Origin of the sequence: Arthrobacter sp. UNCCL28, from assembly GCF_900102805.1 — a bacterium.
Classification (GTDB): Bacteria; Actinomycetota; Actinomycetes; order Actinomycetales; family Micrococcaceae; genus Arthrobacter; species Arthrobacter nicotinovorans_A.
Genome location: NZ_FMWE01000001.1, coordinates 493,492 through 509,947 on the forward strand (window position 1 = coordinate 493,492; position 16,456 = coordinate 509,947).

The 16,456-nt window shown below is 60.5% G+C and carries 19 protein-coding genes; 8 read left to right on the forward strand and 11 right to left on the reverse strand.

The features are described from left to right. Positions 1-3 precede the first annotated feature (3 nt). The 5 genes from rpsM (at position 4) to BLQ01_RS02245 (ending at position 3,544) form a co-directional block, all read left to right on the forward strand. Positions 4-381, forward strand: a complete 378-nt coding sequence (gene rpsM, locus BLQ01_RS02225; protein ID WP_011775569.1) for a 30S ribosomal protein S13 — start codon at positions 4-6, stop codon at positions 379-381. Positions 382-432: 51 nt separating this feature from the next. Continuing rightward, positions 433-834, forward strand: coding sequence for a 30S ribosomal protein S11 (gene rpsK, locus BLQ01_RS02230; RefSeq protein ID WP_014922380.1), 402 nt, complete (start codon positions 433-435; stop codon positions 832-834). Positions 835-983: 149 nt separating this feature from the next. After that, positions 984-1,994, forward strand: coding sequence for a DNA-directed RNA polymerase subunit alpha (locus tag BLQ01_RS02235; protein ID WP_011775567.1), 1,011 nt, complete (start codon positions 984-986; stop codon positions 1,992-1,994). Between the two features lie 66 nt (positions 1,995-2,060). Further along, entirely contained in the window at positions 2,061-2,621 is a 561-nt protein-coding gene (gene rplQ, locus BLQ01_RS02240; RefSeq protein WP_091549933.1) for a 50S ribosomal protein L17, read from the forward strand. A 32-nt stretch (positions 2,622-2,653) separates the two neighbouring features. Further along, positions 2,654-3,544 (forward strand): tRNA pseudouridine synthase A, encoded by an 891-nt coding sequence (locus BLQ01_RS02245; RefSeq protein WP_175493321.1) that lies wholly within the window; start codon positions 2,654-2,656, stop codon positions 3,542-3,544. A 124-nt stretch (positions 3,545-3,668) separates the two neighbouring features. Here BLQ01_RS02245 and BLQ01_RS02250 read toward each other — a convergent pair whose 3' ends face one another. The 9 genes from BLQ01_RS02250 to BLQ01_RS02290 form a co-directional block, all read right to left on the reverse strand. Beyond that, positions 3,669-4,547 (reverse strand): type II secretion system F family protein, encoded by an 879-nt coding sequence (locus BLQ01_RS02250; protein ID WP_091549936.1) that lies wholly within the window; start codon positions 4,545-4,547, stop codon positions 3,669-3,671. A gap of 12 nt (positions 4,548-4,559) precedes the next feature. Continuing rightward, positions 4,560-5,501 (reverse strand): type II secretion system F family protein, encoded by a 942-nt coding sequence (locus BLQ01_RS02255; protein ID WP_091549939.1) that lies wholly within the window; start codon positions 5,499-5,501, stop codon positions 4,560-4,562. A gap of 2 nt (positions 5,502-5,503) precedes the next feature. After that, on the reverse strand, positions 5,504-6,844 hold the full coding sequence (locus tag BLQ01_RS02260; protein WP_254779216.1) for a TadA family conjugal transfer-associated ATPase: 1,341 nt from the start codon (positions 6,842-6,844) through the stop codon (positions 5,504-5,506). A 98-nt stretch (positions 6,845-6,942) separates the two neighbouring features. Beyond that, positions 6,943-8,142 (reverse strand): CpaE/TadZ family protein, encoded by a 1,200-nt coding sequence (locus BLQ01_RS02265; RefSeq protein ID WP_091549944.1) that lies wholly within the window; start codon positions 8,140-8,142, stop codon positions 6,943-6,945. Further along, on the reverse strand, positions 8,139-8,906 hold the full coding sequence (locus tag BLQ01_RS02270; RefSeq protein ID WP_091549946.1) for a Flp pilus assembly protein CpaB: 768 nt from the start codon (positions 8,904-8,906) through the stop codon (positions 8,139-8,141). The genes BLQ01_RS02265 and BLQ01_RS02270 overlap by 4 nt, the downstream gene beginning before the upstream one ends. 51 nt (positions 8,907-8,957) lie before the next feature. Further along, positions 8,958-9,992: a TadE/TadG family type IV pilus assembly protein gene (locus tag BLQ01_RS02275; protein ID WP_091549948.1), complete on the reverse strand. Its 1,035-nt coding sequence runs from the start codon at positions 9,990-9,992 to the stop codon at positions 8,958-8,960. Further along, positions 9,980-10,387 carry a TadE/TadG family type IV pilus assembly protein gene (locus BLQ01_RS02280; protein ID WP_091549950.1) on the reverse strand — a complete coding sequence of 136 codons (408 nt, stop codon included), beginning with the start codon at positions 10,385-10,387 and terminating at the stop codon, positions 9,980-9,982. Before BLQ01_RS02280 ends, BLQ01_RS02275 begins: the two co-directional genes overlap by 13 nt. 106 nt (positions 10,388-10,493) lie before the next feature. Then, positions 10,494-10,682, reverse strand: coding sequence for a Flp family type IVb pilin (locus BLQ01_RS02285; RefSeq protein ID WP_254779162.1), 189 nt, complete (start codon positions 10,680-10,682; stop codon positions 10,494-10,496). 322 nt (positions 10,683-11,004) lie between these two features. Next, a complete protein-coding gene (locus BLQ01_RS02290) occupies positions 11,005-11,649 on the reverse strand; it encodes a prepilin peptidase (protein ID WP_091549951.1) in 645 nt (214 codons plus the stop codon). Between the two features lie 287 nt (positions 11,650-11,936). On the opposite strand from BLQ01_RS02290, the gene rplM reads away from it, so the two are divergent. The 3 genes from rplM to glmM all read left to right on the forward strand — a co-directional run bounded on the left by rplM (position 11,937) and on the right by glmM (position 14,448). Then, positions 11,937-12,380 carry a 50S ribosomal protein L13 gene (rplM, locus tag BLQ01_RS02295; RefSeq protein ID WP_024817563.1) on the forward strand — a complete coding sequence of 148 codons (444 nt, stop codon included), beginning with the start codon at positions 11,937-11,939 and terminating at the stop codon, positions 12,378-12,380. 39 nt (positions 12,381-12,419) lie between these two features. Further along, positions 12,420-12,926, forward strand: a complete 507-nt coding sequence (rpsI, locus tag BLQ01_RS02300; RefSeq protein ID WP_091549953.1) for a 30S ribosomal protein S9 — start codon at positions 12,420-12,422, stop codon at positions 12,924-12,926. Positions 12,927-13,083: 157 nt separating this feature from the next. Next, positions 13,084-14,448, forward strand: a complete 1,365-nt coding sequence (gene glmM, locus BLQ01_RS02305; RefSeq protein WP_026546280.1) for a phosphoglucosamine mutase — start codon at positions 13,084-13,086, stop codon at positions 14,446-14,448. Positions 14,449-14,513: 65 nt separating this feature from the next. Here the strand turns inward: glmM and BLQ01_RS02310 are convergent, their stop codons facing one another. Both BLQ01_RS02310 and coaA read right to left on the reverse strand, forming a co-directional pair. Further along, entirely contained in the window at positions 14,514-15,398 is an 885-nt protein-coding gene (locus BLQ01_RS02310) for a M15 family metallopeptidase (protein ID WP_175493322.1), read from the reverse strand. Position 15,399: 1 nt separating this feature from the next. Then, the gene (gene coaA, locus BLQ01_RS02315; protein WP_026539842.1) at positions 15,400-16,371 is read right to left on the reverse strand and encodes a type I pantothenate kinase; all 972 of its coding nucleotides are present in this window, start codon (positions 16,369-16,371) and stop codon (positions 15,400-15,402) included. Between the last annotated feature and the right edge of the window lie 85 nt (positions 16,372-16,456).

Consider the following 16,456-nt stretch of genomic DNA (forward strand, 5'->3'; position numbering starts at 1 on the left):
ACTATGGCTCGTCTCGCTGGCGTAGACATTCCCCGCGAAAAGCGGTTGGAAATTGCGCTTACTTACATCTACGGCGTGGGCAAGACCCGTGCACACGAAACCCTGGCTGCCACCGGCATCAGCGCTGACGTTCGCGTCAAGGACCTGACTGACGCCGAACTGGTCCAGCTGCGTGACTACATTGAAGGCAACTACAAGGTTGAGGGTGACCTTCGCCGCGAGGTAGCCGCTGACATCCGCCGCAAGGTAGAGATCGGCAGCTACGAAGGCCTGCGCCACCGCAAGGGCCTGCCCGTACGCGGACAGCGTACGAAGACCAACGCACGTACCCGCAAGGGTCCGAAGCGCACCGTCGCCGGCAAGAAGAAGGCCGGACGTTAATCCCTCGGGATTGACCTGGTTTTCCCCCGATAACTTTCTGTAGGAGAAACAATGCCCCCGAAGACTCGTGGAGCGGTTCGTAAGCCGCGTCGCAAGGATAAGAAGAATATTGCGCTTGGCCAGGCGCACATCAAGAGCACCTTTAACAACACCATCGTGTCCATCACGGACCCGAACGGTGCTGTCATCTCATGGGCTTCCGCCGGTGAGGTTGGCTTCAAGGGCTCCCGTAAGTCCACCCCGTTCGCTGCCCAGATGGCTGCCGAAGCTGCTGCAAAGCGCGCTCAGGAGCACGGTCTGCGCAAGGTTGACGTATTCGTCAAGGGCCCGGGTTCCGGACGCGAAACCGCAATCCGTTCACTTCAGGCCGCTGGCCTCGAGGTTGGCTCCATCCAGGACGTCACCCCCAGCGCCCACAACGGTTGCCGCCCGCCGAAGCGCCGCCGCGTCTAATTAGGTCTTCCCTGCCTGACCGGCCGGGCCTGCTATGGATGGTTTCGATCATCCATCAGCATGGCCCGGCTGGTCAGGCTGGAAACCGAAGCCGATTTCCACCACCTGTGTTGCGTCATATAGCGGATGCTCGCCGAAAGGAAACCTAAGTGCTCATTGCACAGCGCCCCACCCTGTCTGAAGAAGTTGTATCCGAGAACCGCTCCCGTTTCATCATTGAACCGCTGGAGCCGGGCTTCGGCTACACCCTCGGAAACTCCCTCCGCCGTACCCTGCTCTCCTCCATCCCCGGTGCCGCTGTAACCAGCATCCGGATCGATGGCGTGCTGCACGAGTTCACCACGGTTCCGGGTGTCAAGGAAGATGTCACCGAGATCATCCTGAACATCAAGAACCTTTCGGTTTCCTCCGAGCACGATGAGCCGGTTGTTGCGTACCTGCGCAAGCAGGGCCCCGGAGTCGTCACCGCCGCGGACATCGCTCCGCCGGCCGGCGTCGAATTCCACAACCCGGATCTGCACATTGCCACACTGAACTCGAAGGGCAAGTTCGAACTCGAACTGACCATCGAGCGCGGCCGTGGCTACGTTTCGGCAGCTCAGAACAAGTCCGGCGACTCCGAGATCGGCCGTATTCCGGTCGACTCGATCTACTCGCCGGTCATGAAGGTAACTTTCCGCGTGGAAGCTACCCGTGTTGAGCAGCGCACCGACTTCGACAAGCTCATTGTCGACGTCGAGACCAAGCAGGCAATCGCTCCGCGCGATGCTGTTGCTTCCGCAGGCACCACCCTGGTGGAACTGTTCGGTCTGGCTCGTGAGCTGAACACCGCAGCTGAAGGTATCGAGATTGGCCCGTCGCCGACGGACGCTGCCCTGGCAGCTGACATGGCTCTGCCGATCGAGGATCTGGACCTCACCGTCCGTTCCTACAACTGCCTCAAGCGTGAGGGCATCCACACCGTGGGTGAACTCGTTGCCCGCTCCGAGGCTGACCTGATGGACATTCGTAACTTCGGTGCGAAGTCCATTGACGAGGTCAAGGCAAAGCTCGTCGAACTGGGTCTGTCCCTCAAGGACTCCCCTCCCGGTTTCGATCTCGCAGCCCGCGCCGCAGCCATCGAAGAGGACGACGCCGCGTTCAGCGACGACGAGCTCTAAACAGCAGATCTTGGCCGCCGGGTCCAGCGATGGACCTGACCGGCTTACATAACAGGAGAAATAACTATGCCTACCCCCACTAAGGGTCCGCGCCTCGGAGGCGGCCCGGCTCACGAGCGCCTGATGCTCGCGAACCTGGCAGCTGCTCTGTTTGAGCACAAGCGCATCACCACCACGGTCACCAAGGCCAAGCGCCTTAAGCCGTACGCAGAGCGTCTGGTCACCTTCGCCAAGCGTGGCGACCTCGCTTCCCGCCGCCGCGTTCTCGGCCTGATCAGCGACAAGGGCGTTGTCCACGAGCTGTTCACCGACATCGCCGGCGCCGTTGCCAACCGCGATGGTGGCTACACCCGCATCACCAAGATCGGCAACCGCAAGGGCGACAACGCTCCCATGGCTGTCATCGAGCTCGTCCTCGAGCCGGTTTCCCCGAAGCAGGCCGTTGTTGCTGAAGCAACGGCTGCCGCTGCCAAGGCTGCTCCGGCTGCCGAAGCTCCGGCTGCTGAAGAAGAGGTCGTAGAGACCGAAGCTGCTGAAACCGAAGAGGCTCCGGCCGCTGAGGCAGAGGTTGCTGAAGCTGAAGCTGCTGAAACCGAAGAGGCTCCGGCCGCTGAGGACAAGAAGTAATTCACTGAATTCTTCACAGTAGACTTGAGTCTATGAACGAACGAAAACCCGCTGCCCCCGTTTTGGGGGGCGGCGGGTTTTTGCGTGTCCGGCTTGATCTTTCGTACGACGGCGGTCCTTTCAACGGGTGGGCATTGCAGCCAGGTCTCCGGACTGTTCAGGGCTCTTTGGAAGAAGCACTGGCTCTCTTGCTGCAACGGCCGGTCCGTGTGACGGTTGCCGGCAGAACTGATGCCGGCGTCCACGCCCGCGGGCAGGTGGTTCACCTGGACCTGACCGAAGCCGAGTGGCTGTCTCTGCCGCGCGGGCACGAACTCGATCCCGGCGTCGCGCTCTTGCGGCGGCTCCGTGGCGCCTTGAGCCGGATTCTCGGTGACCTTACGGGGGCCGTTGAAGTGCACGACGCCGGTCTGGCGCCCGAGGGCTTTGACGCTCGCTTTTCTGCCTTGTGGCGAAGGTACAGCTACCGCATCGCCGATGGCCCGGAGCGGTGGGACCCTGTCCTGCGGGGGATTACCCTGTGGCACAAGACTGGGCTGGATGTTTCGCTGATGAACCAAGGCGCTGCGGCTTTGCTTGGACTTCAGGATTTCCGTTCCTACTGCAAGCCACGGGAAGGTGCCACTACTATTCGTGAGCTGCAGAAGTTCACCTTTGACCGTGCCGGCGATGGTGTCATTGTTGCCATCGTTCAGGCTGATGCTTTCTGCCACAACATGGTGCGCTCCTTGGTGGGGTCTGCGCTGCGTGTGGGGGAGGGCTTGGAGTCCCCTGGCTGGTTGCACTCGCGGCTGCTGGAACGCAAGCGGGATGCCAAGTCCGTTCTGGCCGCACCCCACCCGCTGGTGCTGGAAGAAGTTGCCTATCCAACGGACGCCGAGCTGTTGGCCCGGGCTGAGCTGACGCGGGCGCGACGACAGTAGTTCTTTCCGGTGGGGTCCGGGCATTGGAGGACCCCCTCCCGGCTCTGGGTACCGGAAGGGGGCCGTTGTGGCACTCCGTGGTCTGGGATCCGCGAAGTGCCGGTCTATTTCCAGCGGGGGAAGATCAGCTGAAGGCCTGCATGATCTTGATCACTGCCGGACCCAGAAGGACTATGAAGAGCACCGGGAAGATGCAGAACAGGAGCGGAAAAAGCACCTTGACGGGCAACTTCATGGCACGCTCTTCGGCGCTTTGACGCCGTTTGACGCGTGCTTGCTTGGCTTGGGCCCGGAGGACATTCGCGATGCCGATGCCATACTTGTCGGCTTGTATGACCGCGAGGACGAAACTACGAACGTCTGGAACAGCGCACCGTTCGGCCAAGGCTTCGTAGGACTCCTGCCGGGGACGTCCCACCTGGATGTCTTGCAGGGTGCGCATCAGCTCATGGGGCAGGGGACCAGACCCCTGCGCCGATGCCCGTTCCATCGCCGATTCGAACCCAAGACCGGCTTCGACTGAAATCAGCATTTGATCAAGGGTGTTCGGAAACTCGAGTTTGATGGCTTCCTGCCGCTTGATCCCGGTGTTGTAGACCAGGAGATCTGGAAGGAAGTAGAGAAACACAGTCAGGAAGAGGCCCAGTCCTACCATTCCAGGTCCGGGACTGAGAAGAAACAGGAATACTCCGCCGAGTGTTCCCACTAATGCGAGTGCCGGTTTCAAGGCGATGAGCCTAGACAACGGCATCGACATAGGGCGGCCGGCAAGCGCGAGCCAATGATCCAATCTGGCTTCATAGCTGCCGGGGGTTAGTTTCCTGGCAACGCCCAGCAGGAGGGGCGGTCGTCTAAGGTTCACCCCACTACCTTGAGCGAAGCCCGAGCCGAGATTGCTTTGAATGGCAACAACGCCCTTGCGGTCAATGCTGAGCAGTGACCAAGCGAAGTAGCCGAGCGGAAGGACGATGATGCCAATAATGAGCCATGCAATGGGAGTCATGAGCGTTGTCTCCTAAAACTTGATCTTTACAGTGCGGCTCATCCAGAAGCCTCCGATAACGAACAGGAGTGCGCTGACCACCATCAGGGCAATCCCAATGGGGTGTTCGGCGAAGAGTCTCATATAGCTGGGGTTCAACGCGGACATGAAAAGCCCCACCGCTACAGGAAGAATCATCAGGACCATGGCAGACATCTTGCCTTCAGCGCTCAGGGCGCGTACGTGCCCCTTGATCTCGCTTCGCTCCCGGATTGTTCCTGCCACTTGCTCCAAGACCTCGGCCAAATCCCCACCCACCTCGCGGTTGATTTGGATTGCCTGCGCAATCCACTGGAAGTCTTCGCTGTCCATGCGGCTGGCACAATCTTCCAGCGCTTGCCGTGGGTCCTTGCCGATTCGCACTTCATTGACAATCCGGGCCAGTTCTTCCGACGTCGGGGCTTGCGATTCCTGGGCCGCGGCATCCAACGACCTCATGATGCTGTGCCCCACGCGAAGGCCGCCGATCAACATCTGGATGGTGTCCGTTAGCTGCATCTCAAACATCCCGCGGCGTCTACCTGTCTTCACACCAAGGATCAGCTTCGCCCCAAAGGGAGCAGCAATAGCGAGCAGAATGCCAATGAAAGGGTTGATCAGAAGCCAGCCGAAGCCGCCAAGAAGTACGGCTGCGATGACAACCACGACGGTCACGTCGGCGGGCGCCTGTTTGACGCCGGCGTTGTAGAGAACCTCGCGGTTGAAAGGCCCGCCTGACTTGCCAAGGGCGACGTCAACGAAGCGAACGGCGGACTCCGAAACACGCCCCACTGCAGAATTATCTTGAGGCAGGTTTACCCGGCGACGCTCGACAGGGATAGGGCCGTTCTGAGGTTTCAGGACAACGGCTACTACGACAATGAGGGCGGCCACGCAGAGTGAGACGGCGATGACGAAGAATGCTGGAGAATCCATCGTTATCGCCTCCCCACTGTAACGGGAAGCGCACCGAAGGTCGCGGGGGAGACCTGAATGCCGAGCTCCGCGAAACGATCGAGGAAACGGGGCCGAATACCAGTGGGTACGGCTTTGCCCAGGAAACGGCCCTGGGCATCCAACCCGGCCGAGTAATCGAAAAGAAACGCGTCCTGGAGGGTGACAACATCTCCTTCCATGCCTTGCACCTCGGTAACGTGGGTTACCCGCCGGCTACCATCACGTAGGCGGGTGACCTGAACAATGAGGTCGACGGCAGATGACACTTGCTCCCGGATGGCCCGCAGCGGAAGGTCCATTCCGGCCATGAGTACCAGCGTCTCCAAGCGCGCAATTGCGTCGCGGGGAGAGTTGGCATGGACAGTTGATAGTGAGCCGTCGTGCCCCGTGTTCATCGCCTGGAGCATGTCCAAAGACTCACCTCCACGAACCTCTCCCACTATGATGCGGTCGGGACGCATACGGAGAGAGTTCCGCACGAGGTCCCGGATGGTGATTTCACCCTTGCCTTCGATATTGGGTGGCCTGCTCTCCAAACGGACCACGTGGCGCTGCTGCAGCTGCAGTTCAACGGCGTCTTCGATGGTGACGATGCGGTCGGACTCAGGAATGAAGGACGAAAGGACGTTGAGCAACGTCGTCTTTCCTGTACCCGTACCGCCGGAGACGATCACATTCAACCGCGCCCGGACGCACGCACTCAGCAGCTCGGCCATCTCCTGGCTCATGGAACCCCATTCGATGAGGTTCCTCACCGTGAGGGGAACGTGGCTGAATTTCCTGATGGTCAGGGATGGGCCGTTGACAGCCAGGGGCGGGATGATTGCGTTGACGCGGGAGCCGTCTTCCAGTCGTGCGTCCACCAACGGAGACGATTCGTCGATGCGACGTCCCACCTTGGACACGATCCGTTCGATGACCTTCCGAAGGTGGTCATCCGAGCTGAACTGCAGCTCCGTTAATGCCAGGTGACCGTGACGCTCCACGTAGATCTGGTCGAATCGATTCACCATGACTTCTGTCACCGACGGGTCTTCCAGCAATCGCTGCAACGGACCGTAGCCCATGACTTCATCGGAAATCTCGCGGATCAGCCGGCGCCTTTCCTCTGGTGATAGGGGTACCTGTTCTTCGTCGATAACGGCTGAGAGTTCCTCCACTGCGAAGGACCGAAGGTCCTCCTCGGACGAGGAGGTATCCCCCATGCGGTTTCCTATGCGTGCAAAAAGAGAAGATGCTGCTCGTTGCTTGAGACCAGCCAGTGCATCCACCGCCGGAGCGGTAGGTAAACCACCTAGGATCGGCGGTGACACCGAGGACAATCCATTGTTCTCCTCGGCCGCAACGAAGTTTCCCGCCTCCGGATCTGTGGAAGCACCTGGGTGAAGAGGGTTGTTTTTGGTCAATCTCTCTGACAGCTTCACGACACCACCACCCTCCGGTGCAATTTGTTCTGGGGCGTTGATTCCAACCGAGGATCGAATCGTTGAACGAGCCTTCGCAGCCCCTTGATCGATGCATCCCGGGCGGTTCCTTGCAGCACGGGAACACCACGATTCGTGGAATAAGGAAGGGTCTTGGAACGAGGGATCACTGTGTCAACGGGAACCCCAATGGTGGCCTCGACATCCTGTACGGAAAGACCGCTCTTCCTGTCCGCGAAGTTCAAGACAGTGTGACGGCCTTGAGGTAGAAGCTGCAGCTCCTTCAGCACGCTGAAGCATTTCCGGAGACCCCTGATACTGGGGACATCCATCCCACAGACCCAGACCCCGTCAGTGGCCAACTCCAAGGTCGCCAGGCAGTGTTCGCCCAAACCTGGTGCTGTGTCCACCACGACGTACTTAAACTCCGTCGCCAGCTGATTGAGGAGCCGGGTGACGTGGTCGGCCGTAATGTAGTCCGAATCGGACGGTTTCTGTGGCGCGCAAAGTGCGTAAATGCCAGCGGGATGGACCGTGAGAAAAGCTTTGAGGACCATGGAATCCTGGGCAGCAGCACCGTGAACCGCCTCGGTTATGGAATGTTCCGGCTCCAGCAAGAGACCTGAGGCAACATCCCCGAACTGCAAATCCAGGTCCACAATCACTACGCTCATGGGTGCCACTGCGCCCAACCCTATAGCCAGGTTGGTTGCCACGGTTGTCTTGCCAACTCCACCTTTGGGCGACATGACGGCAATGACCCGGCCCCGCTCCTGCCCGGACTCGGCAGCCGGCTGCATTCCACGTCGCCGGCTGGCGGCTGACAAGCATGCGCGCTCCAGGAGGATGCGAAGCTCGTTGATCTCGGCATCAGGTGCCACCACATCCCTGACTCCGGCATGCATGGCCTTCAACACGACATCCGCAGAGGGCTCAGCTACCATTAGCAAACTGATTTCCGGATATTGAAGGTCAATCACTGTGGCCAGTTTGAAAGCATCGTCGGGATTGACGCCTGGGCCGAGGATCATGACCTCGGGAGGGGCACCTGTCAGCTGCTTGAAGATCTCATCAGTGCCGCCTTGGAGCACGGCGGGCGACAAGGTTTGAAGCTCACCGTGCAGGGCTCCGGTTATGGCCTGTCGGATCCGGGCTTCAAAGTCCCGGACCGCGGTGATGGCTACGAAGCGGCTCATTGGACCAGCCCTCCGAACGTGGTTGTTGGCGGGTCGCCCTTGACGGTCTTGTCTGTCTGTTTGGAGAGCCACAAGGTGCCGAACTCTGCCCCGTAGACCATCTTGGCTGCATTGACGTCACTAAGGGCAACGGTGACATATGCCGAGCCATTGGGAAGTGCGACGGCCTTTTCCGACCCAGCTGACTTCTCGGCGTCAGGGGCTGCTTGCTGGACCGCGGTGACCAGAACATCGTGATAAAGGAGCTCAGTGAAGTCCTTCCACCCAGTCAATCCAGCCGGCAGATTGGCTCCCGATGGCACAGCTTCGTCGAGTTTGAAGGAGGCGAAGACAGTGACAGTATCCCCGGCTTCAACCCGGCCCCCCAGCATCCGCTCCGGGGCAAGAACAAACGTTGCTTCCTGCAATCCCTCGGGAACTGGGACGGTTCCCGGGACCAGTTCTTTGGGGCTGACCAGCTTTACTCCCAGAAGTTGTTCACCTGGCTGCAGGTCGGAGGAGGTAACCTTGCCCTTTTGATCAGTCAAGGCGTTAATGGTCCCTGGCGCCACCGCTGATTGAGGCAGAGTTTCAGTTTTGACCTTGGATTGAAGTTCCTCTGCCTTGGTGCCGGCGGGAATGCGTTCCTTGACGACAAGTACGGTGACGGGATCGAGCCCTTGCTGCGCCCGCTTGTCGGCCCCCTGAACATAGGTGACCAGCAAGACGGTGCCAATGACTGCCAAAAGCAGTGCTGCAATGCCTCCCAGTAGGCGTGTTTTCACTTTCTACTCCTTTGAGTTTCATGAGTTCGAGAGCAGGGACTCTATGAGTGACTACTCGGTGAGCACGACAACCGAAGCCCCGTAATTGGGGATACCTCCGGTAACCTGCATGCCCTCTTCGAGGGACACAAAGCGTGAGAAGAATCCCTGGAGTCCGCGGCAGTTTCCCGTGCAGCTTGGTGCAAGTGAGTCCAGTACGGCCCCAGAGCCGCTGAACTTATACCCGGTTACCTGGAATGCGGCGAAACCGACCAGGGTGTACTTTGCATTGCTGCCGTTGCCTGCAGCCGTTTTGAATAGCGGGATGAGCACTGGTTCATCCATGATTTTGGACAAGGCCGCAGTGCACCCATTAGGGAAGCTATTGCCCGGCTGGCCTTGTACAGCCATATCAATGTCGATATTTGTTGAACATCCAGATGTTGTCACCAGCCAACCAAAGCCACCAGGCTGATAACCGTTTTGTGCGGCACAGCCCGGAACGGTGGGCGCATTGGTGTCGTAGCGCAGGAGAAGGTGTGTGGGGATTGGGTCGCCGGAGAAGCTTCCGGTTGAGTTCAGCGAAGCGAGTTGGGCTGGTGAAAGATACTTCTTGAAAACACACTCGCTCACGGTCCATGGAAGGGTAGTCGCAGAAGAAGGAGCTCCCCACGACGCTTCGGCCGAGGCAGTAACGTTTGCGGTGTCGAAGCCCATGGTTTGTGCGAAAAACAGCGAGAGGCTGTTTTGCCCAGCTGTGTCCCGTGCATTCGTTGCCACCCGCACGGTGGTGGCAGCCGGAAACGTGACGACGGCGCCGCTGGTGTTGTCATTGGCGTTGGCATTGGCGAACTGATTTCCCGTAGATGTGCTGCTCCCACAATTGCCCCCGGCGCAGTCGGTGGCGATAGCCAGCGCTGCAGCATCAGCGCCATTCTGCAGTTGAGCTTTCTCGGCGTAGATAGCCCCGACATCGACGGCCAAGGCGGCGAATCCAAGGAGGACGACCATGAGGACTGCGACGATGACGGTGCTTGCGCCACGTTCGGAATCGACCGCATCTTCAGGTGACCGAATGTCCCGAGGTGCTCTGACTAACCACCGCATCTCATCACCCCCACTCCTGACAGGTTGAGGGGGAAGATGCCTGCCCCGCCGAAGAAGCCGGCGTCCAGGAATCCAGTCATCGAGGACAGAGAAACACTGGTGGTGACTTCCACATTTGCTCCAGGTGCACAGCTGGAAGCATTGTCTGCGACAGTGACCCCCAGTCCGTCCAGCGCGGGCGCGGCGGCCAAAGCCGCGCCCGAGACGTCGAGACTGCCGTCCTGGTAGTGCACCGCAGCATGACGGGCTCCTTCCCGTGCAGCCTGAGTCAGGGAAACCTGGACATTGTAGGCGCGCCCAAACTCCATGATTCCGAACAGGATTAGCAGCAAAAGTGGCAGAATGATGGCCAGTTCCACGGCCGCGGCGCCACGCTCATTCGTTTTGGTTTTCACATCCGTCTCCCGGTCCCAGATTCCAACAGAAACTTGCTCTTAAAAGCGACGGGTTGGCCGGGGTCGCCAAGCGACAGCCTCGACCAACCGCATCACAGGGCCAGAGCTATGGGATGATGCCGGCGAACAGGGTCGAAACCCGCCCGCCGAGTGCGAGGGCTGCAACCGCCACAACGACTGCAATGGAGGCGACCATGATGCCGTATTCAACCATCGTCGCGCCCTTCTCTTCGGAGGTGAGGCGGGCCTTGACGCCGGCAATGTACGAGGTAACAGAAAGCATAAAAGCAGACATTGGAAAATCCTTCCCAGAAAAATGATTTGCGAAACAGGTTATAGGTCCAGCAAATTATCGGAATTTGCTTCGACTTCCGAACTACCCCCATGTTGCCTTTAGCGGTCCGGAATTCGATGAGATAAGAATTCACCCTGGCCGGCTGCTGGGACAATGCGTAGCCGTACTCGACTTGCAGCAGGGCTCGCTACCCGCGGCCACTCAAAGAAGGTGGCCAGTACTCAGTTCTGGAGTAAAAAGGGGTCGAAACTACTTGGTTTCGAAAGCTGCCTTATTAATTCGGGGAGTGGCAGGCCCGGAGATAAGTGCGTACCCAGTCAGGTCAGTTCATGATCAGGGCAACGCTGATGGCCGCGATGATCATTGCCGGTCCGTGGGCTGTTTCCTTAGGCTTTTCCGCGCGTCGCAAGCGCAACATCAGCACCGTCAGCACCCCGCCCACCACGAATCCCAGTAGCCCCCCGATGAGTACTTGCTGCCAACCCAAGTACCCCAAGTACAGTCCCAGGGGCGCGGCGAGCTTTACATCGCCCATTCCGATGCTTCCGGGCGAGAGAAGTCCAAGAATTAAGTAGCCTGCGAACAAAATGGCCCCTCCTGCGAGGGCTCGGAGCAGCTCGGGCCAGCCTGGACCAAGGGATGCGGACGCGGACAAAAGCAGCAACCCGCCGCCAAGAAGCATCAATATAAGGGTGTTGGGCAGCAAATGCAGGGCGAAGTCGATTCGTGAAAGCTGCACGCCAAGAACGGCCAATAAAAGGAAAGCCGGCAACTCGGGAGAAAAGCCAAACCGCCATGCGAGCAAGCCGAACAGCAGCGAGGTGACAGTCGCCGTCGTGGTCCGGATCCTTAGTGGAGGGAGGCTGCCGAGCCGCGGCAGCCTCGCCGAGATGAGCCACTCGGCGGCCGGGCTTAGGAGGAAGCCGGCGAGGGCGATAACGAAGGGAAAGGCGGCCCCGTCGGTCATGTGCTCTCCCTTAATCAGCGCGCTGCCCCCAGGGGCGGTTACCCCATTTTGACCCGGACGCCCCGTTGAAGGTATTGTTTAGAGTCGTTGTGCGTGTCCTATCTCGATGACACATGCCTTGCGGGGGATCCAGTTGCAGGATCGCTAACTCCTGGGGCATATCGAGATCCTGGGATGACTGGTACATAGAGCCCTCACCTCTGCTCCGGTAGCGCATACATAGTAGGTACACGCCTCACTGCGTGTCGCCTAAAACATGAACGCCAGAACAAGAACGAGGCAAAACCGTGCGTACGTACACCCCGAAGCCCGGCGATATCAACCGCCAGTGGCACGTCATTGACGCCACCGACGTTGTCCTTGGTCGTCTTGCCAGCCAGACCGCAACACTGCTGCGCGGAAAGCACAAGCCGACCTTTGCGTCCCACATGGACATGGGCGACTTCGTCATCATCATCAACGCTGAAAAGGTTGCCCTCACCGGCGCCAAGCTGGAGCAGAAGCGCGCATACCGCCACTCCGGTTACCCGGGCGGCCTGACCTCCGTCAACTACGCCGAGCTGTTGGAATCCAACCCGGTTCGCGCTGTTGAGAAGGCCATCAAGGGCATGCTCCCCAAGAACTCTCTCGCTGCACAGCAGTTGGGCAAGCTCAAGGTCTACCGTGGCGCTGAGCACCCCCACGCTGCACAGCAGCCGAAGACTTTCGAAATCACCCAGGTCGCCCAGTAGTCCTGGCCACCAACTAAACTTTTTATTACAAGGAGAACCGTGGCTCAGAACGAAGAACTGACCGCCGAAGCCGTCGAGGCTGAGGAAACCCTCACCAGCTACACCTCTGAAAGCACATCTGCTGAAGATGCGCCCAAGAAGGAGCGCCCGGCACTGACCGTTGCCGGTGCAGCTGTTGGCCGTCGCAAGGAAGCCGTTGCACGCGTTCGCGTTGTTCCGGGTTCCGGCAAGTGGACCATCAACGGCCGCACGCTGGACAACTACTTCCCGAACAAGCTGCACCAGCAGGACGTCAACGAGCCCTTCAAGATCCTTGATCTCGAAGGCGCCTATGACGTCATCGCCCGTATCCACGGCGGTGGCATCTCCGGCCAGGCCGGTGCACTGCGTCTCGGTGTTGCCCGCTCGCTGAACGAGATCGACGTCGACAACAACCGCGCCACCCTCAAGAAGGCCGGTTACCTGCGCCGTGACGCCCGCGCCATCGAGCGTAAGAAGGCTGGTCTCAAGAAGGCACGCAAGGCTCAGCAGTACTCCAAGCGTTAATCCGGCTTGGCCCCCTTGCAGGGGTATCGAAAGCCCGTTCCGCCACTTCGGCGGGGCGGGCTTTCGCCGTTAAACACCCACCGTTGAAGTCCGTCCATATGACGCTCCGACACGCCCCTGAACTGATGGTGTCCCGTAGTCGTCTAAACTTGAGCCGATGTCTAGATTATTTGGAACAGATGGCGTGCGCGGTCTCGCGAACGGATTGCTCACCGCCGAGCTGGCTATGCAGCTCGCACAGGCCGCCGCCGTCGTACTCGGCCATGACCGCACAACCAACGGCAAGCGGCCGCGCGCCGTCGTCGCCAGGGACCCCAGAGCGAGTGGCGAATTCCTCGCAGCCGCCGTGGAAGCCGGGCTTTCCAGCTCCGGAATCGACGTCTATGACGCCGGTGTTCTTCCCACCCCTGCGGCCGCTTACCTGGTGGCAGACCTCGACGCCGATTTCGGCGTCATGCTCTCGGCCTCCCACAACCCCGCGCCGGACAACGGGATCAAGTTCTTCGCCCGCGGCGGCCAGAAGCTCCCGGACCACGTCGAAGACGCCATCGAGGCGCAGCTTGGCAAAGAGCCGCAGCGCCCTGTGGGAGCCGACGTCGGACGCATCCAGCGCTTCTCCGACGCCGAGGACCGCTACATCGTGCACCTGCTGGGTACGCTGCCCAAGCGCCTGGACGGCCTCAAGGTAGTCCTCGACTGTGCCCACGGTGCAGCGAGTGGTTGCTCGCCCCAGGTGTTCAAGGACGCCGGCGCTGATGTTGTAGTGATCGGCGCTGAGCCGGACGGCCTGAACATCAACGAGGGTGTGGGCTCCACACACCTGGGCCCGCTGAAGGAAGCCGTGGTCAAGCACGGTGCAGATCTTGGAGTAGCCCACGACGGCGACGCCGACCGTTGCCTTGCCGTGGACCACGAAGGCAATGAAGTGGATGGCGACCAGATCATGGCCATCCTCGCACTGGCCCTCAATGATGCAGGGAAGCTCAAGGACAACATCCTTGTGGCGACTGTCATGAGCAACCTCGGCCTTAAGATCGCCCTCAAGAACGCCGGCATCACCATCCGTGAAACCGGCGTCGGCGACCGCTACGTCTTGGAAGAAATGCGCGACGGCGGCTACAACCTTGGCGGGGAACAGTCCGGCCACGTGATCTTCTCCGACTACGCCACCACAGGCGACGGCGTCCTGACCGGCCTGCAGCTCGCGGCGCAGGTCGCCCTGACCGGCCGCAGTCTCAAGGAACTCTCCACGGCCATGACCAAGCTCCCGCAGCTGATGATCAACGTCAAGGGCGTCGACAAGGCCCGCGCCGGCACCGACGAAGGCGTGGCAGCGGCTGTTGCTGCCGCGGAGCTGGAATTGGGTGAGACCGGCCGCGTGCTGCTCCGCCCGTCAGGTACTGAAGCTTTGGTCCGTGTCATGGTGGAAGCCGCTGATATGGAAACAGCTGAGCGCATCTGCAACAGCCTTGCCGCAGTGGTCAAAGAACGACTGGGCGTGTCCAGCGAAATGGCCGTCTAGGAAGTTTGAACGAGTATCGGCCCGCACCCTGGATGCCAGGGGAGCGGGCCGACGCTGTTTAAGGGCTAAAGGTAGTCCGGGGCTGCTTCGAGCCCGAAGTACTCTTCCAGGGTGGCAATGCCGCGCGTGGCCATGTCCGTTGCCGCTTCCACGCCGATATACCGCAAGTGCCAGGACTCGTAGAAGTACCCGGTGGTGTCGTGGAGCATCCAGGGATAGCGGACCACAAAACCGAATCTGTGGGCGTTGGCCTTGGCCCAGACCGCCGAGGGCTGTTCAGCAAAGCACGGCTGGAAGCTGCAGGCTCCACCCCCGTCGCCGATATCGAAGGACCAGCCCGTCTGGTGCTCGGAGTGACCCGGGCGGGCTGAAGCGCGGTCCGCAGCCGCCTGCCCCGTGCTGGCGACGTACCCTCCGTACGTGGCCACTTGGGTGGAGTAGGAACGGTAGCCCGAAGCCAAGGTCATGATGATGCCTTCTGTTGCCGCCGCGCCGAACATCTTTTCCGCGGCAGCCGCCGTCGTGCTGTTAAGCAGGGAAGCTTCGCCGCTGACGGCGAGTCGGACCTTCGGCTGGACCAAGTCGGCCGGGACGAAGTCCTGCGGGGTCAGTGGGCGGTGCTTGTTGACGATCACCCAAGGGCTGGCCGGGTCAGTGAGGGAGTGCTGGGGTGCAACGGCGCTGGACGGTGCCGAACTGGACGGTGCCGAACTGGATGGTGCCGGGGTGGGGGACTCCGCGCTGGGGGACGGGGAAACAGCCGCAGGCTCCGTAGCGGGGGCGCTGGAGGGGGCTGCAGACGGCGCAGCGGCTTCACTGGCGGCGTTTGCAGCTACAGGGGAGGGGATAGCCTTCTCAGGTGTGCACGCAGCCAATGCCGCGATTCCAGCTCCGGCGGTGAGCAAGCCTGCAAAAACGCGCCGGCTCGGGAGCTTTTGGGAGTTGGCCACGCTAGACCTTCCTCAGCAGCATCCGGCGGATGGAGTGGTCTGCGTCCTTGGTCAGGACCAATTGGGCGCGCCCGCGCGTTGGCAGCACGTTCTCTTCGAGGTTGGGTTCGTTGATGCGCTTCCAGATGCCGCGTGCGGTGGATTCGGCGTCGTCATCGGACAGGGTGGCGTAGCGGTGGAAGTAGGATTCCGGCTGCGCGAATGCGGTGGTGCGCAGTTTGCGGAAACGGTCCACGTACCATTCCTCGATGTAGGAGGTTTTGGCGTCCACGTAGATGGAAAAGTCGAAGAAGTCGCTGACTGCCAGTCCCTGCTTGCCGTCCATGCGGGGACGGGCGGGAGCCAGGACGTTGAGACCCTCGACAATCAGGACATCGGGACGCCGCACCACGACTTCCTTCCCCGGCACGATGTCGTACGTTACGTGGGAATACCACGGCGCCCGCACTTCTTCCGCGCCACCTTTGACTTCGGAGACGAAGCGAAGCAGTCCGCGCCTGTCGTAGGACTCGGGAAAACCTTTGCGCTCCAAAAGGTGCCGGCGCTTCAGCTCGGCCAAAGGATAAAGGAATCCGTCCGTGGTGATGAGCTCCACATTGGGGGTCCCGGGCCAGCGCCGCAGCATTTCGCGGAGCACGCGGGCGATGGTGGACTTGCCAACGGCCACTGAGCCGGCGACGCCGATCACGAACGGTGTGCGCTGGGTCTGTTCGCCCAGGAACGTGGTGGTGGCTGCATGGAGCTGGTGCGAAGCCTGTACATACAGGTGCAGGAGCCGGGAAAGGGGGAGGTAGACCTCCCTGACTTCCTTCATGTCCAAGGGGTCGCCGAGTCCGCGGAGACGGAAGATGTCCTCTTCGTTGAGGGGCTGCTCCATCTGCGCTGCAAGCCTGGACCACGTTTGACGGTCCAGCTCTACAAACGGGGAAGCGCCGTCGCCATTAGCTTCGGTGCGTTGCAAAGTCACGCTCATGATTCTGCCCTCCGCGAGGCGGAACAGGAAATGCGCGACGACGGGAGGGTGAATTGTGGGGTTGGACATCATACTGGCAAGGGGA